Annotated in this window: 19 protein-coding genes; 12 read left to right on the top strand and 7 right to left on the bottom strand. The window is 39.0% G+C overall.

The features are described 5' to 3' along the window. Positions 1 to 157: 157 nt before the first annotated feature. Both CIK00_RS09465 and CIK00_RS09460 read right to left on the bottom strand, forming a co-directional pair. Complete coding sequence (locus tag CIK00_RS09465) at positions 158 to 706, bottom strand: NAD(P)H nitroreductase (protein WP_101768632.1); 549 nt, start codon at positions 704 to 706, stop codon at positions 158 to 160. 76 nt (positions 707 to 782) lie between these two features. Next, positions 783 to 2,795, bottom strand: a complete 2,013-nt coding sequence (locus tag CIK00_RS09460) for an NADPH-dependent 2,4-dienoyl-CoA reductase (RefSeq protein WP_101768631.1) — start codon at positions 2,793 to 2,795, stop codon at positions 783 to 785. Between the two features lie 217 nt (positions 2,796 to 3,012). Between CIK00_RS09460 and sppA the strand changes: the two genes are divergently transcribed. Together sppA and ansA are read left to right on the top strand one after the other, a co-directional pair. Then, positions 3,013 to 4,860, top strand: a complete 1,848-nt coding sequence (sppA, locus tag CIK00_RS09455) for a signal peptide peptidase SppA (RefSeq protein ID WP_101768630.1) — start codon at positions 3,013 to 3,015, stop codon at positions 4,858 to 4,860. 233 nt (positions 4,861 to 5,093) lie between these two features. Next, a complete protein-coding gene (gene ansA / locus CIK00_RS09450) occupies positions 5,094 to 6,107 on the top strand; it encodes an asparaginase (RefSeq protein ID WP_101768629.1) in 1,014 nt (337 codons plus the stop codon). Positions 6,108 to 6,202: 95 nt separating this feature from the next. On the opposite strand, the gene CIK00_RS09445 is transcribed toward ansA, so the two are convergent. Then, positions 6,203 to 6,526 carry a YeaC family protein gene (locus tag CIK00_RS09445; RefSeq protein ID WP_101768628.1) on the bottom strand — a complete coding sequence of 108 codons (324 nt, stop codon included), beginning with the start codon at positions 6,524 to 6,526 and terminating at the stop codon, positions 6,203 to 6,205. 173 nt (positions 6,527 to 6,699) lie between these two features. Here CIK00_RS09445 and CIK00_RS09440 point away from each other — a divergent pair, with 173 nt between their 5' ends. Next, complete coding sequence (locus tag CIK00_RS09440) at positions 6,700 to 7,554, top strand: DUF2989 domain-containing protein (protein ID WP_233426548.1); 855 nt, start codon at positions 6,700 to 6,702, stop codon at positions 7,552 to 7,554. A 72-nt stretch (positions 7,555 to 7,626) separates the two neighbouring features. On the opposite strand, the gene msrB is transcribed toward CIK00_RS09440, so the two are convergent. Continuing rightward, complete coding sequence (msrB, locus tag CIK00_RS09435; RefSeq protein WP_101768626.1) at positions 7,627 to 8,016, bottom strand: peptide-methionine (R)-S-oxide reductase MsrB; 390 nt, start codon at positions 8,014 to 8,016, stop codon at positions 7,627 to 7,629. A 335-nt stretch (positions 8,017 to 8,351) separates the two neighbouring features. Between msrB and gap the strand changes: the two genes are divergently transcribed. Further along, positions 8,352 to 9,347 (top strand): type I glyceraldehyde-3-phosphate dehydrogenase, encoded by a 996-nt coding sequence (gene gap / locus CIK00_RS09430; protein WP_101768625.1) that lies wholly within the window; start codon positions 8,352 to 8,354, stop codon positions 9,345 to 9,347. Between the two features lie 339 nt (positions 9,348 to 9,686). Further along, the gene (locus tag CIK00_RS09425) at positions 9,687 to 10,562 is read left to right on the top strand and encodes a D-hexose-6-phosphate mutarotase (RefSeq protein ID WP_101768624.1); all 876 of its coding nucleotides are present in this window, start codon (positions 9,687 to 9,689) and stop codon (positions 10,560 to 10,562) included. 56 nt (positions 10,563 to 10,618) lie between these two features. Here CIK00_RS09425 and CIK00_RS09420 read toward each other — a convergent pair whose 3' ends face one another. Next, positions 10,619 to 10,999 carry a VOC family protein gene (locus tag CIK00_RS09420; protein ID WP_101768623.1) on the bottom strand — a complete coding sequence of 127 codons (381 nt, stop codon included), beginning with the start codon at positions 10,997 to 10,999 and terminating at the stop codon, positions 10,619 to 10,621. A gap of 555 nt (positions 11,000 to 11,554) precedes the next feature. On the opposite strand from CIK00_RS09420, the gene CIK00_RS09415 reads away from it, so the two are divergent. The 3 genes from CIK00_RS09415 to CIK00_RS09405 all read left to right on the top strand — a co-directional run bounded on the left by CIK00_RS09415 (position 11,555) and on the right by CIK00_RS09405 (position 16,421). After that, the gene (locus CIK00_RS09415; RefSeq protein WP_101768622.1) at positions 11,555 to 13,489 is read left to right on the top strand and encodes a PrkA family serine protein kinase; all 1,935 of its coding nucleotides are present in this window, start codon (positions 11,555 to 11,557) and stop codon (positions 13,487 to 13,489) included. 24 nt (positions 13,490 to 13,513) lie between these two features. Next, a complete protein-coding gene (locus CIK00_RS09410; RefSeq protein ID WP_101768621.1) occupies positions 13,514 to 14,785 on the top strand; it encodes a YeaH/YhbH family protein in 1,272 nt (423 codons plus the stop codon). 106 nt (positions 14,786 to 14,891) lie between these two features. Next, positions 14,892 to 16,421 carry a SpoVR family protein gene (locus CIK00_RS09405; RefSeq protein WP_101768620.1) on the top strand — a complete coding sequence of 510 codons (1,530 nt, stop codon included), beginning with the start codon at positions 14,892 to 14,894 and terminating at the stop codon, positions 16,419 to 16,421. A gap of 88 nt (positions 16,422 to 16,509) precedes the next feature. Here the strand turns inward: CIK00_RS09405 and fadR are convergent, their stop codons facing one another. Then, positions 16,510 to 17,361 (bottom strand): fatty acid metabolism transcriptional regulator FadR, encoded by an 852-nt coding sequence (gene fadR, locus CIK00_RS09400; protein WP_101768619.1) that lies wholly within the window; start codon positions 17,359 to 17,361, stop codon positions 16,510 to 16,512. Positions 17,362 to 17,881: 520 nt separating this feature from the next. On the opposite strand from fadR, the gene nhaB reads away from it, so the two are divergent. Both nhaB and dsbB read left to right on the top strand, forming a co-directional pair. Continuing rightward, positions 17,882 to 19,471, top strand: coding sequence for a Na(+)/H(+) antiporter NhaB (nhaB, locus tag CIK00_RS09395; protein WP_101768618.1), 1,590 nt, complete (start codon positions 17,882 to 17,884; stop codon positions 19,469 to 19,471). A gap of 139 nt (positions 19,472 to 19,610) precedes the next feature. Next, positions 19,611 to 20,123, top strand: coding sequence for a disulfide bond formation protein DsbB (dsbB, locus tag CIK00_RS09390; protein ID WP_101768617.1), 513 nt, complete (start codon positions 19,611 to 19,613; stop codon positions 20,121 to 20,123). 71 nt (positions 20,124 to 20,194) lie between these two features. Here dsbB and CIK00_RS09385 read toward each other — a convergent pair whose 3' ends face one another. Next, entirely contained in the window at positions 20,195 to 20,848 is a 654-nt protein-coding gene (locus tag CIK00_RS09385) for a YecA family protein (protein ID WP_101768616.1), read from the bottom strand. 182 nt (positions 20,849 to 21,030) lie between these two features. On the opposite strand from CIK00_RS09385, the gene CIK00_RS09380 reads away from it, so the two are divergent. After that, entirely contained in the window at positions 21,031 to 21,708 is a 678-nt protein-coding gene (locus CIK00_RS09380) for an NAD(P)H-binding protein (RefSeq protein WP_101768615.1), read from the top strand. A gap of 78 nt (positions 21,709 to 21,786) precedes the next feature. Further along, a complete protein-coding gene (gene dusC / locus CIK00_RS09375; RefSeq protein ID WP_101768614.1) occupies positions 21,787 to 22,743 on the top strand; it encodes a tRNA dihydrouridine(16) synthase DusC in 957 nt (318 codons plus the stop codon). Positions 22,744 to 22,754 lie beyond the last annotated feature (11 nt).

Below are 22,754 nucleotides of genomic sequence, written 5' to 3'. Positions count from 1 at the left end.
TAAAACAAAGTACCATTAACCGCAATAACCATTAATTAGTGACAAAAAAGGCGATGCCATTCACGGTATTCCACCATAAAACAGCTCTCGCCTTCCATTTTTAATGCCTAAGTCACATCAATTACAGCTTAAATGTGAGTTAGCGTTATATCCGTTATTATAAATACTCAACGTATTGAGCAAGATCGCGCTCATGAACTTTTGCTTCACGGCAACCAATTGAACCTAGATATAAAAAGCCGACAATCATGTCTTCGCCAGTCAGCCCTAATGCTTCACGAACGACGGAATGATATGCCCAAGAGCCTGTACGCCAAAAACCAGAATACCCTTGTGCGACCGCTGCCATCTGCATCGCTTGTGCGGCACAACCCGCAGACAAGTGTTGTTCGATCACTGGTACTTTATGACCAGAGGTCACTTTACTGACAACAGTGATCACCATTGGCGCTCGAAAAGGGGCTTTTGATGCTTTTTCAATCACAAAATCATCAAGATGATCCGCTTTCGCCGCCGCAACAAGAATATTTGCCAGCTTGGTTAACCCTTCACCTTGAGAAACAATAAAACGCCACGGTGTTAAGCCACCATGATCAGGAGCACGTAATCCAGCACGAAAGATATTCTCAAGAACGTCTCCTGCTGGTGCTGGCTCAACTAATTTTGGTAATGAGCGACGATTAAGCAGAAGTGATAGCGCGTCCATAACAACCTCAAAATGAAAATAATTATTGTTTCTCATATAATAAGGCAGTTAAAGCGCAGAACACAAGCCATGGTGATTATAACTTCGCGGCTAATTCAACCCCTTGACGGATCACCCGTTTTGCATCGACTTCCCCTGCATCTTCTGCGCCACCAATTACATGTACCGATACCCCTTGCCGCGTTAATTGTTGCGATAAATTATCGACAGAAGTTTGGCCGGTACAAATAACAATATTATCGACGGCTAATATCTGCGGTTGCCCATCAATAATAAGGTGCAAGCCTTCATCATCAATGGCTTGATAATGCACTCCCGCCCATAATTTTACGCCACGTTTTTCTAATGTTCGACGATGGATCCACCCCGTCGTGCGCCCAGGGCCTTTACCTACTTTTCCTGGTCGACGTTGTAATAACCACACTTGGCGAGGACTATTATAATCACTACTTGGTAGCAAGCCGCCACGATGACATAGACTTTTATCAATATCCCATTCTCGCAACCAACTATCAAGATCATGCTCAGCAGGTTCCGTTAGCATAGTAGCGACATCAACCCCAATGCCACCCGCACCAATGATAGCGACTTTTTCCCCCAGCACTCTCTGCTGACTAATCAGGGTTTGATAATCAATCACTTTAGGATGATCAATCCCCGTAATGGGTGGAATATTCGGTTGCACGCCAGTGGCAATAATAACGTCATCATAATCAAGTAATTGTTCTGCTTTTGCTTCAACCCCTAACCGTACTACAACGCCGGTTTGTTCTAAGCGCCGAGTAAAATAGCGGATGGTTTCTTTAAATTCTTCTTTACCGGGGATCTGCATCGCTAAATTAAATTGACCTCCAACATGATCATTTTTTTCAAACAAATCAACCTTAAACCCGCGTTCTGCCGCAGCAACGGCACACGCCATTCCCGCAGGACCGCCACCAACCACAGCTACTTTCCGTGCTGTAGCCACCGCCGTTAATACCAATTCTTTCTCATAACAGGCTTGAGGGTTAACTAAACAACTGGCGCGTTTACCGACAAAAACATGATCCAAACACGCCTGATTACAGCCAATACAGGTATTAATATCATCAGCGCGATTTTGCTCAGCTTTTAAGACAAATTCAGGATCAGCTAAAAATGGCCTCGCCATTGACACCATATCCGCTTGTCCCTGAGCCAAAATATCTTCGGCCACTTGCGGAGTATTAATTCGATTACAGGTCACGATCGGAATCGAAACTTGCTGTTTAATTTTTTCAGTGACCCAAGCAAATGCAGCCCGTGGTACTTGAGTCGCAATGGTAGGAATTCGCGCTTCATGCCAGCCAATACCGGTATTTAAAATAGTGATGCCCGCCTCTTCTAATTCAAGCGCTAACTGCACCACTTCATCATACGTACTCCCTTGTTCGACTAAATCCAACATCGATAATCGAAAGATAATAATAAAATCATCACCAACACGCGCCCGTACTGCTCGAACAATTTCAATGGCAAAACGAATTCGATTATCATAACCGCCCCCCCAGTCATCGTAACGTTGATTTGATCGCTGACAAATAAACTGATTAATGAGATAGCCTTCAGAACCCATTAATTCAACCCCGTCATAGCCAGCTTCACGCGCAAGTTCGGCACTGTGCGCAAAATCATTAATGGTATTATTAATTTGGCGATGACTCATTTTACTGGGGGTGAATTTAGAGATAGGCGAACGAATAGCAGAAGCACTGACTGCAAACGGTGACATTGCATAGCGTCCAGCATGCAATAACTGCAACGCTATCTTCCCTCCTTGTTGATGTACAGCGGCAGTGATATGACGATGTTTGCGCACATGACGATGATTACTAAGTTCGGCACTTAATGGATGTAATCGACCACGAAAATTAGGCGAAAAACCGCCCGTAACAATAAGTCCAACTCCCGCCTTAGCTCTAATAGCATAAAACGTAGCAAGTTTATGAAAGCCTTCCCGTTCTTCTTCTAACCCAGTATGCATTGAGCCCATCAATACTCGATTACGCAATTGAGTAAAACCAAGATCCAATGGCATCAATAAATAAGGGTATGCTTTATCGTCCATGAACGGCTCCTAATTATTATGGTCTGACCAGTATATTAAGCTTAGATAACAATACCAATCATAGTTAACAAAAAATCAACATTTACATGATACCCCTTACTATTTATAATCAATCGCATATGTTTATTTCACTATTACTAACAATTACACCGTAAAAACACTGTAATTCAATAGTGACTAGGCTACGATACCGCTATCATCATTATCAGGAATTTTCATGAAAGCCATATTCTCAAGGATTGGAAAATTCTTCCTCGCTATCGGGAAGTTAATTAACTTTACTCGCAAATTTGTCCTCAACATTTTGTTCGTTCTTATTATTGGCGCGATAATTTTTGCATTAACCGATGACGATAAGACCACCGATAATACTGAGCCATCAGCATTAGTACTCAACTTGTCAGGTCCAATAGTTGAACAAAAAAACTATGACAATCCACTTGATAGTGTGATGAGTGAAGCATTAGGCAAGCCTGATGTGCAGCAAAATGTATTATTTGATGTTGTCGAAACTATTCGTGCAGCCGCAACAGATAAAGATATCACCGGCTTGGTGCTTAACCTGAAAGGTATGTCTGAAACCAGCCTAACTAAACTACGTTATATCGCAAAAGCCATTGAAGAATTTAAAGCCGCAGGTAAACCTGTTTATGCTTATGGTGATAATTACAGCCAAAGCCAGTACTACTTAGCCAGTTACGCAAATAAAGTATTTTTATCACCTGATGGTGGCGTAATGCTAACGGGTTATGGCACTTACACTCTGTATTATAAGAGCTTACTGGCTAAGTTAGATGTAACTACTCACGTTTTCCGTGTGGGTACTTATAAGTCATTCGTTGAACCTTATATTCGTGATGGCATGTCAGCCGCAGCCAAAGAAGCTAATACCGTATGGTTAACCCAACTATGGGGGGCATTTAGTGATGATGTTGCCAATAACCGCCATATTAAACCTCAAACATTAACACCCAATATCGATGAATTTGTGACTCAACTTGAATCAGTTAATGGTGATTTTGCTCAGTTAAGTAAAAAATTAGGTTTAGTTGATTCACTCGTCACTCGCGATCAAATGACCCAATATTTAATCGATACTTTTGGTGCTAACGACAAGCATAGCTTTAAGCAAATTAGCTATTACGATTACCTGCCACTATTGGTCGACAATCAACAACCATCACCCAATAAAGTAGCGGTTGTTATCGTAAGTGGTGCGATTGTAGACGGTCAAAGTAGCCAAGGTTCTGCTGGCGGTGACACGGTTGCTTCACTATTACGTAAAGCACGTTTTGATAAACAAGTGAAATCCGTGATCTTACGCGTTGATAGCCCAGGAGGCAGTGCGTTTGCCTCAGAGATTATTCGTAATGAAGTTGATGCACTCAAAAGAGCAGGTAAACCTGTTGTTGTATCAATGTCGAGTGTCGCTGCATCTGGCGGTTATTGGATTTCATCCAGTGCTGACGAGATCATTGCTCAGCCAACAACGATCACTGGCTCTATTGGTATCTTTGCTATCTTAACTACCTTTGAAAAAGGCTTAGAAAAACTAGGGGTCTACAGTGATGGTGTCGGCACTACGCCATTTTCTGGTGTCGGTGTCACTCGCGCTCTGCCTGATGGTGTGGCAAAAGTATTCCAACTAGGGGTTGATAATGGCTACCAACGTTTTATTGGCTTAGTCAGTAAATACCGTCATATGTCATTAGCTCAAGCAGATAAAATTGCTCAAGGCCGTGTATGGACAGGTACAGATGCACAGCAACGTGGCTTAGTTGATAAATTAGGTGACTTCGACACAGCCATTACGGCGGCAGTAGAATTAGCGAAAGTAAAAGATTATCAATTAGTATGGATGCAACAACCACTATCACCAGTACAACAATTCTTTAAAGAACTGTCTGGCCAAGTAAAAGTCCAAATCGCAACCATGATATTAGGAGATATGCCATCAACGTTAGCGCCAGTAACGAAAGTGGCCAAAGATCTTACCTCACTCACTAATTTTAACGATCCTAATGGGCGTTACGCCTTCTGCTTAAACTGCAGCACCGTTAATTAAAGACAATTACAGTCTTCAACCCGGCTAATATTGGCCGGGTTTTTTAATGCCTTCACACGCCACCATCCACTAGTCATTAACAGTTAATTACACTGACACGGTGTAATAAATCAGCACACTCCACTACGATCATATTTTAACTCATACAATCACACTGCAAATCTAACTAATCTCGCATCTTCATGCAGTTTGCGTATAATATGCGCACTCATTCGTTCATTCTGAGCTTAAAAATGGAAAGAAAACACATTTACATCGCTTACACTGGCGGTACAATTGGTATGCAAAAGTCAGATCATGGCTATGTTCCTGTTGCTGGTTTTATGCAGAAACAATTGGCAAGCATGCCAGAATTCCATCGTTCAGAAATGCCAGAGTTCACTATCAATGAGTATGAACCACTCATCGATTCATCCGATATGACGCCGATGGACTGGCAACGAATTGCTGATGATATTAAAGTTAATTATGATAAATATGATGGTTTTGTAATTTTACATGGTACCGATACCATGGCTTACACCGCATCAGCATTATCATTTATGTTTGAAAACTTAGACAAGCCTGTGATTGTTACCGGTTCACAAATTCCACTGATTGAGTTACGTTCTGATGGTCAAAGTAACCTATTAAATGCACTTCACATTGCGGCTAATTATCCAATCAATGAAGTGACCGTATTTTTCAATAATCAATTAATTCGTGGTAATCGTAGTACTAAAGCGCATGCCGATGGTTTTGGTGCTTTTATTTCACCAAATTTACCACCGCTATTAGAAGCGGGAATTAATATTACGGTTAACAACATTACCCAAATCGATAAAAAACCAGACGGTGCATTTAAAGTTCACACCATTACCCCACAACCTATCGGGGTTATTACTATGTACCCTGGTATTTCACCTGAAGTGATCCGTAATACGTTACGTCAGCCCGTCAATGCAATGATACTACTGACATTTGGCGTGGGTAATGCTCCACAAAATAAAGAATTATTGGAACAATTAAAGGCAGCGACAGATCGCGGTGTTATTGTTATGAACCTTACCCAATGTCTATCAGGCAAAGTGAACATGGGCGGTTACGCAACAGGTTGTGCTCTTGCAGAAGCTGGCGTATTAAGCGGTTATGATATGACACCTGAAGCGGCATTGGCTAAATTACATTATTTATTAAGCCAAGATCTTACCATGGAAGCGGTTCGTAGCCTGATGCAACAAGATCTACGTGGTGAATTAACCCATTAATCGATAATTAACCATTTAATTACCGACAACATAAAAAGAGCCACTATGGCTCTTTTTATGATCTCACTGGATCCATAATCTCATTAATATGGTAATTACAACTGATCATGATCAAAGCGAGCAATATTATTTTCATTCGCTGCATTATCTGTATCACGGGCCATCGCTGTGATATCAACAGCAAAGTCCCGTTTCAATTCTGCTTTTGATTTGAATTTAATCTCACCACCAGCAGCTACCGTCATATGTTCCGCATCAATATTATGCCGTGACTGGTATAGCATTACTGCTTGCTGTGCACTGTCTCGCAATGGTGGTGTTAATACCGAACCATCAAGCCATTTACCTGTTTCAACTGCGGTTAAAATACGTTGATAAATCTCTGGCGTCATTACTGCTAATAGTTGGTTAATGTCCATATTCCTATCCTTATTTTCCATAATTACATCACACCACATTTTTTAGTTCTATCTCAAAAAACGAATTCATTTTTTATAAAACTATCACGCTAAATTAATTTACGACTACCTTGTCATTTACAAACAAAATAATACTGCTAAATTTAACTATCACTTTTTTATGAGTTTATCTTTTGAGCGTTGTTTTATTCTTCTCGCGTACGATGTCATTTCGTCACTTACTCAGTATTAAAGCGATAATATTATTACCGCTACTACTCAGTGGGTGTTTTGACCATTACCGAACCACAGACAGTTTATGTAACGACAACCCCAACTTATGCCAACCATTAAACCTGAATGATGGTCAATGTCGAATCCAACGCACAAATCTCATCTGGCAACGCTATGACACCTTACAAACACCAACCGATGAATATAAATTTAAAGAATTAAAAGCGACCAAAGAATATCAATACTGCCTTGAGTATGCAGCACGTATTGAACCCACAAAATTAAAACAACGTAAAACTAAACGCATACAAGCGTTATATCATAGCTATGAAAGTATTGAACGACTCAATCAAGAGTTACAGTCATCTCAAGATCCGCATATTATTTACTATCGTTGGAATCAGGGAGATCAAATAGCTAAACAACAATTTATTGCGCTTGAAGGCGATGAAAAACTTGAACACCCTGAATTACAGTTAGCGCTTGCTCGTTATTATGTAAATAAAGACAAACATAAAACATTAGATTTATTACACCATAGCCTTAGTCTTTACAAAGCAAAAGATAATATTAATATCAGTATATTACGTTCTCTTTCAACCTTATATTACCAACAGCACAATATGGCGGCGGCTTATGTATGGACCAATATTAGCACCCATTATCAACCCAATCATACGCCTCAAAAAATAACGCGTCATAATCCGTTTAAGTTAACCGAAGACGATCGAAAAAAATTAGATCGCGTAACACTCAACATCATTACAACGTTGAATAACGGCCAATACCATCGTACGGACATCATGACTCAATAGTCATAACAACACGCCATCGAATAATGATATCAGCGCTATTGTCTTAAACAGTCACAGGTACACAGTAAAAGATTAATTGTCGGCAGAAAAAAGCAGTGAAATAGAATTAACACAAAATCGCTCACCTGTTGATGGTGGGCCATCAGGGAAAATATGCCCTAAATGGCTATCACATTGTGAGCAGCGTATTTCAGTACGCACCATGCCATGACTATTATCATTTAAATAACGGATAGACTCTTTGGTAATAGGTGCATCAAAACTTGGCCAACCACAACCTGAATCATATTTATGAGCAGAAGCAAATAAAAACTGCCCACAACAGGTACAAGAATAAATACCCGTTTCATGGTTATGTAGCAAAGTACCACTAAATGGCGCTTCAGTAACTTGTTCACGACACACTTGATAAGCATCAATAGATAACTTATCTCGCCAATATGCATTATCTTTTTTATTCATTCTTCGTGGCCTTTTATAGTGTTTTAAGTAAACCAAATAAATATATTTGCAATTTAGGGGCTCTGTACCACATACTTCTTGTGCAAAAAGTCACATAAACTCGAAAACAGTTTTTACTTTTTGTAAATATGATTAAAAGTTAACAATTACTGTGACGTTAATTTAAACAATATTTGTACAAATTACCGTCGTTGTAGTGGGAATGTAAAAATATACGAACTTTTTTTTGACCTCAAGCAATTTAAACGATTTTTTTGCTTGCAGCCTTACAAAGGTTTCTGTAATTTTACCACCAGTTATATTTCATTAGAAATTAAGTTGTGGAGCAAACTGTAATGACAATTAAAGTAGGTATTAACGGTTTTGGCCGTATCGGTCGTTTTGTTTTCCGTGCAGCGCAAGAGCGCACTGACATCGAAGTTGTTGGTATCAACGACCTAATCGACGTTGAATACATGGCATACATGCTTAAGTACGACTCAACTCACGGCCGTTTCAACGGTACTGTTGAAGTTGAAGGCGGTAACTTAATCGTTAATGGTAAAACTGTACGTGTAACTGCTGAGCGTAACCCTGAAGATCTTAAATGGGATGCTATCAACGTTGACGTAGTTGCTGAAGCTACTGGCCTGTTCCTAACAGACGAGACTGCACGTAAGCACATCACAGCTGGCGCTAAGAAAGTTGTTCTAACTGGCCCATCTAAAGATGCAACTCCTATGTTCGTAATGGGTGTTAACGATTCAACTTACGCTGGTCAAGATATCGTTTCTAACGCTTCTTGTACTACTAACTGTCTAGCGCCTATCGCTAAAGTTCTTAACGACAACTTCGGTATCGTTTCTGGTCTTATGACAACAGTTCACGCAACTACAGCAACTCAAAAAACTGTAGATGGTCCTTCAGCTAAAGACTGGCGTGGCGGTCGTGGTGCTTCTCAGAACATCATCCCATCATCAACTGGTGCTGCTAAAGCAGTAGGCGTTGTTCTTCCAGAAATCAACGGCAAACTAACTGGTATGGCTTTCCGCGTACCAACTGCTAACGTTTCTGTAGTTGACCTAACAGTTAACCTAGAAAAAGGCGCATCTTACGCAGCTATCTGTGCTGCAATGAAAGAAGCTTCTGAAGGTTCTCTTAAAGGCGTTCTTGGTTACACTGAAGATTCAGTTGTTTCTACTGACTTCAACGGCGACACTCGCACTTCAATCTTTGATGCTGCAGCTGGTATCGCACTTAACGATAACTTCGTTAAAGTTGTATCTTGGTACGACAACGAAATCGGCTACTCAAACAAAGTTCTAGACCTAATCGCTCACATCTCTAAGTAATGTAAGCAATTAGCTGACTTTCTTTGAAAGCAGATAATAATAGGCGACGCTTAAGGGTGTCGCCTTTTTTACATCTAAAATATATCGATCAACTAATTAACGCTGTATTCACGCGATCAAGATGATTTAGTATCTTATAAAACAACCTATATATACGTATTTAAGCTATCACACATGAAAGATAGCGATCAAATACGTTACAAAAATAACAAATAAATCTTAATATTCTTTGATATTTTAAAACGAAAAATAAGTTTTCATTGTTTATAGTTTTGCACTGAATATCACCAAAAACATAAACAATGGGCGCTTTCGCCACCTAACATTAAGGAAAAGAAGATGAATTTACATCAACTTTCGATAATTAATGCATTATCTGATGCTGTTACTGTCTGTGAATACCAAGGTATTAAAATTATCCGCATTATTCACCCAATGGTAGAAGCAGGTATTTCTCTTCATGGTGGTCATCTACTTTGGTTTAAACCTACAGGTGAAAAAGACGTAATTTGGTTAAGTGAAAATGCTGAATTTGATCTAACCAAAGCGGTTCGAGGTGGTATTCCTGTTTGTTGGCCATGGTTTGGTAAAGCAGCAACCCCTTCACATGGCTTTGCACGTACTAGTGAATGGTCGTTATCTCAGCATCGTGAAAATGATAGCGGTGTTATTGTTACTTTAACCCTTGAAGATAACCAACAAACACGTGAAATTTGGCCGCATAAATTCCATAACCAAATGACATTTGAAATGAATGCCGAACTTAATGTGAGTTTGACATCAACCAATACAGATACTCAGCCTTGGTCATATGGTGGAGCATTACACACTTACTTTAATATCGCAGATATCAATAATATTTCAGTCACAGGCATGGGCGCTAAATATTTAGATAGCACCCAAGCAGGGAAAGCGTGCCAAGGTAATGATGTATTAACCTTCAGTGCAGAAACTGATCGTGTTTATACTCATCCTCAACCAACGATTATGATTGCTGATAAAAATAATCAACGTACTATTTCAGTGACCAATAACGGTGATAATGCGGCAGTTATTTGGAATCCTTGGCAAGAATTATCAATAAGCATGGCTGACATGGCAAACAATAGCTTTGAAACCATGGTGTGTGTTGAATCAACTATTCATACTCCAACCATTGAATTACAGCCTGGACAAACACATACACTATCCACCCGCATTGCAGTTAACCACTAATTAATAACAATTGTTCGTTATACATCATTAGCAAGCACTTAATCTTGCTAATGATTTCATGCCAGCATCGTACCTGTTGATTCAATCAATACCCACCCGTTACCATCGGGATCATTAAAAGTTGCAAACCGCCCTTCCATCATGGTAATAATTTCAGATAATGCAACCCCACGATGACTGAGTTCTTGATGGGTTGATTGAATATCATGAGTTTGAACGACTAATCCTTGTACCCCTCCCGCTTCCATTCCAGCAAATGGCTTTACTAAACTGATCGTTGTTTCTGCACCTTTTGGTACAAGCTGCACCCACCGAGTTTGTTGACCCTCTGCATGATCCCTAATCACTTCAAAACCTAATACATCACGATAAAATCGCAGTGCTTGATTTTGATCCATGACAGGGATTGACACCGTATCTACACGACAAATAGACATACATCTCGCTCCATATTCTTTTAAACCTCTATATCAACTATCACATATAGAGGTTAAATCAGCCGTTGCTATTTTGTGTAAAAAATACGTTCACTACCTTAAATTCTTACAATTTGTCATTAACTCTTAAGATTAAGACAGAATAAATGACAATTTCAGTATAAAAACCACAATAAAACTGCATTTACCTATCAATCAAAATATTTACTTCAAAAAAGTTCTATTTAATAGCGATAAAAACCACGAGGAATACTATTTTTAGCACTAACATCTAATTGATTAAATTGTTACTTGTGGCGATAAAAAACAACATACTTACAATAACTTTGCAACAATTTAGCTTGCGAAACCCTATTAATTAAAGGATAGTAGTTAACGTAGGTTATTTAATCAGCAATTTAATCCTATTTACTTTTGAAGAAATTTATTTACCGACCCGTAATTCTGCAATACAAAGTGACAAGTTCAGACTAGGCTTAAATAAGTGAACAATGCAAAAACATTATGTTTTTCATTAATTACTCTTAAATATAAGAACGATTCAGGGGGCATACTATGAGTATTTTTGACCACTATCGTCAGCGCTACGAAGAAGCTAAAGACGAAGAGCTTTCATTACAAGAATTCCTTGATATCTGTAAAGACGATCGTAGTTCTTACGTCAACGCAGCAGAGCGTCTTCTAATGGCTATTGGCGAGCCAGAAATGATAGATACCGCACAAGATCCACATCTTAGTCGCTTATTTTCAAACCGTGTAATATCACGTTATGACACATTTAAAGACTTTTATGGCATGGAAGAAGCCATTGAACAAATTGTGTCTTACCTTAAACATGCGGCTCAAGGGCTTGAAGAACGTAAACAAATTCTCTATTTATTAGGTCCTGTTGGTGGTGGTAAATCATCATTAGCCGAAAAACTTAAAAGTTTAATGCAAAAAGTGCCTATTTATATTCTTACAGCCAATGGTGAACGTAGTCCTGTCAATGACCATCCTTTCTGTTTATTTGATAAACAAGAAGATGGCAGATTACTTAAAGATGAATATGGCATTCCTGATCGTTACCTTAATAGCATTATGTCGCCATGGGCAGCCAAACGCTTACATGAATTCGGTGGTGATATTACCCAATTTAAAGTAATTAAAATTCGCCCATCGATTATTGATCAAGTTGGTATCGCAAAAACGGAACCCGGTGATGAAAATAACCAAGACATTTCATCATTAGTTGGTAAAGTTGATATTCGTCAACTTGAACATTTTTCTCAAGATGACCCTGATGCGTACAGTTATTCCGGTGCCTTATGTAAAGCAAACCAAGGCTTAATGGAGTTTGTCGAGATGTTTAAAGCACCGTTAAAAGTGCTACATCCATTACTAACGGCAACCCAAGAAGGTAACTATAACGGTACTGAAGGGCTATCAGCATTACCTTTTGATGGCATGATTTTGGCGCACTCAAATGAATCCGAGTGGCAAACATTCCGTAACAATAAAACTAACGAGGCCTTCTTAGATCGGGTCTACATCGTTAAAGTACCTTATTGTTTACGGGTTTCAGAAGAGATGCGGATTTACGAGAAACTATTACAAAACAGTGAGCTATCATCAGCACCATGTTCTCCAAGTACTCTCGAAATTTTAGCGCGTTTCACAGTATTATCACGTCTTAAAGAGCCAGAAAATTCAAGCGTCTATTCAAAGATGCGTGTTTATGATGGAGAAACCCTTAAAGACACCGATCCAAAAGCAAAATCGTATCAAGAGTACCGTGATTATGCGGGTGTTGATGAAGGCATGAATGGATTATCAACCCGTTTCGCCTTTAAGATCCTCTCTCGTGTATTTAACTTTGATCATGCAGAAGTTGCCGCAAACCCTGTTCATCTATTCTATGTTCTTGAACAACAGATTGAACGTGAACAATTCCCACAAGATATTGCTGAAAAATATCTTGAACATCTTAAAGGTTTCTTAACGCCAAAATATGTTGAATTTATTGGTAAAGAAATTCAAACCGCCTATCTTGAATCTTATTCAGAATACGGCCAAAACATCTTTGACCGTTATGTCAGTTATGCTGATTTTTGGATTCAAGATCAAGAGTTCCGCGATCCTGATACAGGCCAATTATTTGATCGTTCTGCACTTAATAGTGAACTGGAAAAAATTGAGAAGCCAGCCGGAATCAGTAATCCAAAAGATTTCCGAAATGAAATCGTAAATTTTGTCCTTCGAGCTCGAGCGAACAATGCAGGCAAAAATCCGAATTGGACTAGCTACGAAAAACTACGCACTGTGATTGAGAAAAAAATGTTCTCAAATACAGAAGAACTGTTACCGGTTATTTCCTTTAATGCAAAAACCTCAACTGATGAGCAGAAAAAGCATGATGATTTTGTCGCTCGAATGATGGAAAAAGGCTATACCCGTAAACAAGTTCGTTTATTGTCTGAATGGTACTTACGCGTGCGTAAGTCGTCGTAACCAACTGACAACGAGGGGGGAGCTATGGCACATTTTATTGATCGAAGGCTCAACGGTAAAAATAAGAGCACCGTCAATCGCCAACGTTTTTTACGTCGTCATAAGCAGCGAATTAAAGAGTCTATTGCTGATGCGGTAAATAAGCGTTCGATTACTGATGTCGATAGTGGTGAGGATATAACCATCCCCTCTCGCGACATTAGCGAACCAATATTTCATCAAGGGAAAGGGGGACAACGAGAAGTTGTCCACCCAGGTAATGACCAATTTAGTCCAGGCGATCGCATTGAACGTCCACCAGGTGGTGGTGGTCAAGGTGGTGCAGGAGACGGTCAAGCAAGCCCTGATGGTGACGGTCAAGATGATTTTGTATTCCAAATTTCAAAAGATGAATATCTTGATTTATTATTTGAAGACTTAGAATTGCCTAATCTACAAAAAAATGCGATTAACCAGCTTGTTGAATGGAAAACATTTAGAGCAGGTTATAAATCACAAGGCGTACCTTCAAATATCGCGATTGTAAAATCATTGCAAAATTCACTTGCAAGACGAATGGCAATGACCGCAGGTAAACGTCGAAAAGTGCGTGAACTTGAACAAGCGCTTGAGTTACTGTTTACAACTGAGCCCGCTCAACCATTTGAAGAAGAGCGGATTAAACAAGAAATTACTGTATTACGGAAAAAAATTAACAGTACTCCGTTTATTGATACATTTGACTTACGTTATAAGAACTATGAGCGCCGACCACAACCATCAAGCCAAGCCGTAATGTTTTGTTTAATGGATGTATCAGGCTCCATGGACCAAGCAACCAAAGATATCGCTAAGCGGTTTTATATACTGTTGTATTTATTTTTAAATCGTACTTACAAAAATGTTGAAGTGGTATTTATTCGTCATCACACCCAAGCAAAAGAAGTTGATGAGCATGAATTTTTCTACTCACAAGAAACCGGTGGAACAATAGTTTCAAGTGCATTAAAAATGATGTATGACATCGCTAAACAGCGATATCGCCCTGAGGAATGGAACATTTATGCTGCGCAAGCATCAGACGGTGATAATTGGGCTGATGACTCCCCTGGCTGTCGTGAGTTGCTTGATAAACACATATTACCAATGACACGGTATTACTCATATATTGAAATCACGCGTCGGGCACATCAAACGTTGTGGCGAGAGTATGAGGCTTTACATAACAGTCATGAAAATTTTGCAATGCAAAATATAAAAACGGTTGATGATATTTTCCCTGTCTTTAGGGAATTATTTAAAAAACAAGTTAGTTAAATTCATACCATTCTATCGAACTGAATATAATCGGCACACCAATAAACAAGTGCCGATTATAACTACTTATCAGTTAAAGATTGGATAAACATGGGGAGATTGAGTGATGGCAATAATGACAACAACAAAACCACTCAGTGATGGACCAGATTGGACTTTTGATTTGCTTGAACAATATCACGTTGAAATCAAACGTGTTGCTGCACACTACCGTCTTGATACTTACCCAAATCAAATTGAAGTAATCACTGCAGAACAAATGATGGATGCCTATTCTAGTATAGGTATGCCGATCAATTATCACCATTGGTCATTTGGTAAGCGTTTTATTGAAACAGAGCGTGGCTACAAACACGGTCAAATGGGATTGGCTTATGAAATTGTTATTAACTCCGATCCTTGTATTGCTTATCTAATGGAAGAAAATACCATAACCATGCAGGCCTTAGTGATGGCGCATGCGTGTTATGGACACAACTCATTCTTTAAAGGTAATTACCTGTTTAAAACATGGACTGATGCCAGTTCTATCATTGATTATCTTTTATTTGCTCGTAAATACATTACTGAATGTGAAGAAAAATATGGCGTTGATGACGTAGAGAAACTACTCGATTCTTGCCATGCTTTAATGAATTATGGCGTCGATCGCTATAAACGACCTCAAAAAATATCTTTAGTCGAAGAAACTGCACGTCAAAAAGCCCGTGAAGATTACCTTCAATCTCAAGTTAATTCGCTATGGCGCACCATTCCACAACACCAAACTAAAGAAACTGTTATTGAGGAGGAACGCTTTCCCGCTGATCCTCAAGAAAACATCCTCTATTTCTTTGAAAAACACGCCCCACTACTTGAACCATGGCAACGAGAATTAGTTCGAATTGTACGTAAAGTTAGCCAATATTTTTACCCACAAAAGCAAACGCAAGTCATGAACGAAGGCTGGGCAACATTTTGGCACTATTCCATTTTGAATCATCTTTATGATGATGGTTTAGTCACTGACAGATTCATTATGGAGTTTTTACATAGCCACACTAATGTTATTGCACAACCCGAATATAATAGTCCCTATTACAGTGGCATTAACCCTTATGCACTCGGCTTTGCAATGTTCCAAGATATTCGCCGTATTTGTGAAAACCCTACCGATGAAGATAAATATTGGTTCCCTGATATTGCTGGTTCAAATTGGCTAGATACCTTACATTTTGCGATGGAAAATTTTAAAGATGAGAGTTTTATTAGTCAGTTTTTATCACCAAAATTAATGCGTGATTTCAAATTGTTTGCGGTTAATGATGATGACCGTCATAACTATGTCGAAGTCAGTGCGATACATAACGAAGAAGGCTATCGCGCTATTAGAGACAAATTATCATCGCAATATAATCTCAGTAATAATGAACCTAATTTACAAATATGGAATGTTGCTCTGCGTGGTGATCGCTCACTCACTTTACGTTATATTCCACACAATCGTATTCCTCTAGCCGACAGTCATACTGAAGTTATTAAACACTTACACCGTTTATGGGGATTTAAAGTAACGCTAGAAGAAGAGTTGCCTGATGGCCGAGGCAAAATCATTGCTACTTGCCCTGCCAACACCCAATATAATACAGAGATATAACAACGATAAATAACAAACATCTAAAATAAAACGGGGAATCAGCATTACACTGAATCCCCGTTTTAATTATGAATAATAGCTGCAAATATTACTGTTCTTCTTCGTATAAATATTTAGAAATTTTAACGCGATGGGTATACCAAATTGCGCCAGTTTCTCGGCCATATTTTTTAATACGTTCAGCCACTAACTCTGCTTGATGATTATCACAACACCCTTTTAAATCACTATAAAAATCAAGCGCTAATTGACATGCTTCAGGATTCATAAAGTAATAACCGCCTACACGGGTATAAATTTTACGTAATCCATTAATTGTCAGCACATAAAGCGTATTTCCTGATTTTCCCGCCATTCCTTGAAATAAACGGTAATCATAATAATTAAAAGCGCGTGCACGACAAATTTCCTCACATAATTGAGGATCATTTTTACCGTATTTATCAACGATTTTTTTTACTTCTTGCAGTAAATCTAATCGATCATCACTATTTTCAATAAACTCAGCAAAGCTCTCAGCAGCTAATAATCGTTGACATGATTCAATAACATGTTGAATTAATTCGCTTGAATTTTCTGGATTGCCTTTGACAGCATAGCGCATAAAAACACTACTGATATCCGTACGAGCAGCCAATAAATCAGCCAATACTCGTTGGACATCCTGTCCATCTAATGTAATTAACGTATCTAAAATGCTTAAACCTGAGGTATCCATGTAATTATTCACACGGGTTGGCTTTCCATGTTTAATCGTGAGCCAGCCATCTCGAGATAAACGCTGTAAGACTTCACGTAACGTCGTTCGAGTTACGCCAATTAGTTCTGAAAGTTCACGTTCCGCAGGAAGAATCGAGCCCTGAGGAAAGTGATTATTCCAGATACTTTCAATAATGTATTTCTCAGCAAACGTCGCTGGGCTATCAGCCTTAATAACCATCTAAGTTCAATCCAATTCGCTTCTTGCTTATATTATTTATTAACACTCATCATACCACTAGTTGTTCAATAGCTGAAATCTAGTACACCGGCCTAATCTTAAGTAGATAGATATGTACGAAAATAAACCACCTACGCTTCTAAAGATTATATTAGTTACATTATTTTATTAGCTAGCGATATTTTGCCCTTAATATTCTGTATATTGTACCCCTAATGTCTTAGGTATCACCCTCAGTTTGTAATGAAAATGTCATGATAATTTTACATACTTATGTCTGTGATTGACTAATCCAATTCAATCGGTCAAGTTATCATGAATAAACTGGGAGCAAATGGACGCTGCTGCCTGCTTTAAGTTAAATATCATCATCCATTTTTTATGGTGTTTATCTTAAAGAACTCATCACTTCTAAAAATTTTTAGCATGATGCTATTAATTATTAGCTGATTAGTGCTTGCGGGCGACATCCGTATCATTTCATACCTTTAAATTCGTACTAATAATAAGAGATTCAAACATGGCTATATCGCTAGGGAATGCCTTTATAAAAAACTTTTTAGGTAAGGCACCTGACTGGTACAAGATTGCAATTATTTCTTTCCTTATCATTAACCCTCTGGTTTTCTTTCTCATAAATCCTTTTGCCGCTGGTTGGTTACTGGTTGTAGAATTTATATTCACCCTTGCAATGGCACTAAAATGTTACCCACTTCAACCAGGGGGATTGCTTGCTATTGAAGCGGTTGCTATTGGAATGACCAGTGCGGAACAAGTAAAACACGAGCTTGTGGCTAATATCGAAGTATTATTACTGTTGGTATTTATGGTTGCTGGCATCTACTTCATGAAGCAACTATTACTATTTATATTTACCAAAATATTAATAGGTATTAAATCTAAAATACTGCTTTCTCTTGCTTTTTGTCTCATGGCAGCTTTTCTGTCAGCGTTCCTTGATGCCCTTACCGTTATTGCCGTTGTTATTAGTGTGACAGTTGGCTTTTATAGCATTTATCATAAAGTGGCGTCAGGACAAGATCCTATGGTAAATCACGACCATACCGATGATGATCATGTTCAAGAACTAAGCCGCGATGATCTAGAAAACTACCGAGCATTTTTGCGCAGCTTATTAATGCATGCCGGTGTTGGTACAGCATTAGGCGGTGTAATGACGATGGTGGGTGAACCACAAAACTTAATTATTGCCGATCAAGCAGGCTGGCAATTTGGTGAGTTTATTATTCGCATGTCTCCGATTTCGGTTCCTGTTTTAATTTGTGGCCTCTGTACTTGTGTATTAATTGAGAAATTTAAAATCTGTGGTTACGGTGCGAAATTGCCTGACAATGTTCGTACAATTTTAGTTGATTTAGATAACGAAGAGCGCAAACGTCGTACTAATATTGATTATGCTAAATTTATCGTTCAAGGCATTATTGCAGTATGGCTGATTGTCGGTTTGGCAATGCACTTAGCTGCTGTTGGATTGATTGGTTTAACGGTTATTATTTTTGCAACCGCATTTACAGGTATAACCGAAGAGCATGCATTAGGAAAAGCATTTGAAGAAGCTTTACCTTTTACCGCATTACTCGCTGTGTTTTTCTCAATCGTTGCCGTCATCATTGATCAACACTTATTTACGCCCATTATCAGTTGGGTATTAACACTTGAGGGTAATTCTCAATTAACCATGTTCTATATTGCTAATGGTTTATTGTCGATGGTATCGGATAATGTTTTTGTCGGCACGGTATACATTAATGAAGTTAAAACCGCATTACTCAATGGTGTTATCGATCGTAATCAATTTGATATGTTAGCTGTCGCTATTAATACGGGTACTAACTTACCTTCTGTTGCAACGCCTAATGGTCAAGCGGCCTTCTTATTTGTATTAACGTCTGCGCTTGCTCCTCTTATACGCCTATCTTACGGACGTATGGTGTACATGGCTTTACCCTATACTATCGTTTTAACCTTTGTTGGCTTAGCCGGAATTGAATTGTTATTGGTACCAATGACCGATTGGTTCTATAGCATAGGCTGGTTAACTCAAGGCGCAGTAGACGCAGCAACATTAGTTCCTGCCATTGGCCATTAAAATAATATAACCGACTTAATGGCGATTTACTTATCTTCAGAGCTATGTTTGAATAACGCTCAGTAATAAGTGCCCTATATTTTCAAGGCCCTGATGTTCGGGGCTTTGTTTTATCCAAAAAGTCATTAGAGAACCAATAATGCAAGTGCTTAATTCTTTTTCAAAAACACGTTTAGCTTGGTTGCTACTGCTACTATCCATTATTTTCTTTGAAAGTTCAGCGCTCTTTTTCGAACATGTCATGAAGCTAGCACCCTGTGTGATGTGTGTTTATGAACGTGTTGCGATGATGGGAATAGGTATTGCTGCGCTAATTGGCTTACTCGCCCCTAGAAATGGAGTATTACGTTGGTTAGGGTTAGCTGGCTGGGGATTTAGTGCTTACCGTGGCGTAGAACTAGCCTATCAACATGTTGGTTTTCAATTTAATTCTTCACCCTTTGCAACCTGTGATTTATTCGTTCAATTTCCTTCATGGGCTCCTCTTAATCATTGGATTCCGTGGATGTTTGAAGCCTATGGTGATTGTGCCAAAGTAGTATGGACCTTCCTTGATCTCTCAATGCCACAATGGTTAGTGATCATTTTTTCTGCCAACCTTGTTGTATGGGCAGTTATGGTTATCGCACAATTTTTGGGTAACAAGCGTTAAGCTACCGTGTCCGAACAAAAAGCAGAATATAAAAAAGCGAAGCTCGATGCTTCGCTTTTTTGATCTAACAATTACAGCGTTTTACCACAGCATTGTTTAAATTTCTTACCACTTTCACACAGACAAGGGTCATTACGTCCAATACCTTTAAATGGGTTAATGGCCTGCGCACCAGAACCAATCTGCAATTGATCCGCCGCCATCATTACTTCAGTTAGCATTAATGGTAATTGTGTATATAACTCACTGACCGCAGGCATTCCGGTCACACCCGCTTGTTCCATTTGTGCTAATGTTCCCGCTTCATCAACCTGCAACATTAATGTGGTTAGTAATGCAGATAACATTCGCATAGTGCCATCAGAGACGGTTTGCTGTTGCCAATTAGGCTCAATAAATACCCATACGGCTAAAAAGCCTTGCGAAAATTCACGTAACGCACTTTGATTACTGCCATCTTGTTGCCAAACCAAACTCTCCGGTAATTGGTATTCACCCGCTTTAACCCTACGATATTGCATATCAAAGTGACTAAGAATCAGCTTTTTGTCAGTATCATCAACCATGACGACCACTGAATCATCACCTCCGCCATTGATTAAGACGGGTAACCACACTTCGGGCTCCATTGGCTTTGGATTAGCATTCGCTGCAAATAAAGCGCCTTCAATAAAAGCCGCTGACATACCTTGCCAATGTGATGATAACGTCATTAATGTATTCATTCGATGTCCTACTCATTAATTCTTTTCATTCGTTTTAGCGGTATTATACGTCGAATATGAATAACAATAGCCATAACGACACCATTAATCACCGTAAATAGCTAAAATTTGACAAAGTTAAAAGCAAATTAAATAAAAATACGTTATTTATAGCCCCCGATTTATATCTGATGGATTCACTTATGTCACCCCATTCACTGAATGCGATTATTGCCGGAGCCAGCGGCTTAGTCGGTACTGAGCTATTACATCAATTACTCGATCACCCTCGTTTTAATCATATCTACGCCTTGGCGCGTCGCCCATTATCTTTTCATAGTAAGAAATTACATCAAATTATAGACAGCCAATTACGTGTTATTGCTTGGGAAAACGATCAACCCGTACCTGAATATGGTTTTATCTGTTTAGGCACAACTAAAAAAAAGGCGGGCACCAATCAAGCTCTTGAAGCAATTGATGTTAATTTAGTTAAAAATGTTGCCATTAGCATGAAAAATTTAGGTGTAAAACATCTTTTTGTGATATCAAGTTTAGGCGCATATAAACATTCACCCTCTCATTATTTGCGCTGTAAAGGTAAAATGGAGCAAGCATTAACAGCATTAGCGTTTGAACATTGTGTGTTTGTTCGCCCAGGTCCACTCAAAGGTGAACGCAATAATCCCCGTAAAGATGAACTCGCCCTTCAACGTATTTTTGAAACTATCCATCCAATAATGGTTGGTCCACTGAAACACTTCACACCCATTCCAGCAGAAGATGTTGCTACCAGCATGGTCAAACTAGCAATGGCATGTGATAAACAGCACTTACAACCTATCACTATTATTTCTGGTCATCATCTACACGCTATGTAAAAACAAAGATGACAAATTAGTCGACTCGCACTAGACTCTTGCCCCTTAGCGTATTTACCGAATAGAGCAAACACCCCTATGCGAGTTATTTTAGGCCCGATGGAAGGCGTATTAGATCATCTAATGCGTGAGATGCTAACCGAGATTAATGACTATGATCTTTGCGTAACTGAATTTATACGTATCATTGATAGCCTACAACCAAATAGTGTTTTCTATCGTTTATGTCCTGAATTACATCAAGGCGGTAAAACACGCTCTGGTACACCAGTTCGCGTTCAACTATTAGGTCAAGATCCACAATGGATGGCTGAAAATGCCCATCGTGCCTGTAACCTCGGTTCTGCGGGCATAGATATTAATTTTGGCTGCCCTGCCAAAGCGGTAAATAAAAGCCGTGGTGGTGCGGTATTACTAAAAGAACCAGAATTAATCTATCAAATCGTTAAAGCAACCCGTGCAGCGGTTAATCCAATCAAACCTGTAACCGCCAAGGTACGTTTAGGTTGGGATGATCCTCAACAATGTTTTGAAATTGCAGATGCTATTGCACAGGCAGGCGCTGATGAAATAGTGATTCATGCGCGCACAAAAGATGATGGCTATAAAGCAGATACCATCAAGTGGGATTATATTCGCCAACTTCGTCAACATGTTACATTACCGATTATTGCTAATGGTGAAGTCTGGAGCAATGCTGATGGTCAAGCGTGTTTAGCCGCAACCAATACCGATGCTTTAATGGTTTGCCGTGGCGCACTCAACTTACCTAACTTAGGTAATGTGGTTAAATATAATCAAGCGCCAATGACCTGGGAGCAAGTATTAGTCCTATTATTAACCTACTCTCAATTTGAAATTAAAGGCGATAAAGGCTTATATTATCCTAATCGTGTAAAACAATGGTTTGCTTACTTACGCCACCAATACCCACAAGCAAAAGTATTATTTACTGATATTCGTTGTCTTAATAAAGCGACACCAATTATTGAACGATTAGAACTTGCGCAACAGCAATTATCGTTAACAGTGTAAAAATCCATATT

This window comes from Photobacterium carnosum, from assembly GCF_002849605.1.
GTDB classification, from domain to species: domain Bacteria; phylum Pseudomonadota; class Gammaproteobacteria; order Enterobacterales; family Vibrionaceae; genus Photobacterium; species Photobacterium carnosum.
Note: the sequence above shows the minus strand (reverse complement) of the source record. Positions and strands in the feature narration are given on the sequence as shown.

Excerpts from the sequence above, each read along its gene's own strand:
- CIK00_RS09465 (WP_101768632.1), bottom strand. The coding sequence starts at position 706 with ATGGACGCGCTATCACTTCTGCTTAATCGTCGCTCATTACCAAAATTA.
- CIK00_RS09460 (WP_101768631.1), bottom strand. The coding sequence starts at position 2,795 with ATGGACGATAAAGCATACCCTTATTTATTGATGCCATTGGATCTTGGT.
- sppA (WP_101768630.1), top strand. The coding sequence starts at position 3,013 with ATGAAAGCCATATTCTCAAGGATTGGAAAATTCTTCCTCGCTATCGGG.
- ansA (WP_101768629.1), top strand. The coding sequence starts at position 5,094 with ATGGAAAGAAAACACATTTACATCGCTTACACTGGCGGTACAATTGGT.
- CIK00_RS09445 (WP_101768628.1), bottom strand. The coding sequence starts at position 6,526 with ATGGACATTAACCAACTATTAGCAGTAATGACGCCAGAGATTTATCAA.
- msrB (WP_101768626.1), bottom strand. The coding sequence starts at position 8,016 with ATGAATAAAAAAGATAATGCATATTGGCGAGATAAGTTATCTATTGAT.
- gap (WP_101768625.1), top strand. The coding sequence starts at position 8,352 with ATGACAATTAAAGTAGGTATTAACGGTTTTGGCCGTATCGGTCGTTTT.
- CIK00_RS09425 (WP_101768624.1), top strand. The coding sequence starts at position 9,687 with ATGAATTTACATCAACTTTCGATAATTAATGCATTATCTGATGCTGTT.
- CIK00_RS09420 (WP_101768623.1), bottom strand. The coding sequence starts at position 10,999 with ATGTCTATTTGTCGTGTAGATACGGTGTCAATCCCTGTCATGGATCAA.
- CIK00_RS09415 (WP_101768622.1), top strand. The coding sequence starts at position 11,555 with ATGAGTATTTTTGACCACTATCGTCAGCGCTACGAAGAAGCTAAAGAC.
- CIK00_RS09410 (WP_101768621.1), top strand. The coding sequence starts at position 13,514 with ATGGCACATTTTATTGATCGAAGGCTCAACGGTAAAAATAAGAGCACC.
- CIK00_RS09405 (WP_101768620.1), top strand. The coding sequence starts at position 14,892 with ATGGCAATAATGACAACAACAAAACCACTCAGTGATGGACCAGATTGG.
- fadR (WP_101768619.1), bottom strand. The coding sequence starts at position 17,361 with ATGGTTATTAAGGCTGATAGCCCAGCGACGTTTGCTGAGAAATACATT.
- nhaB (WP_101768618.1), top strand. The coding sequence starts at position 17,882 with ATGGCTATATCGCTAGGGAATGCCTTTATAAAAAACTTTTTAGGTAAG.
- dsbB (WP_101768617.1), top strand. The coding sequence starts at position 19,611 with ATGCAAGTGCTTAATTCTTTTTCAAAAACACGTTTAGCTTGGTTGCTA.
- CIK00_RS09385 (WP_101768616.1), bottom strand. The coding sequence starts at position 20,848 with ATGAATACATTAATGACGTTATCATCACATTGGCAAGGTATGTCAGCG.
- CIK00_RS09380 (WP_101768615.1), top strand. The coding sequence starts at position 21,031 with ATGTCACCCCATTCACTGAATGCGATTATTGCCGGAGCCAGCGGCTTA.
- dusC (WP_101768614.1), top strand. The coding sequence starts at position 21,787 with ATGCGAGTTATTTTAGGCCCGATGGAAGGCGTATTAGATCATCTAATG.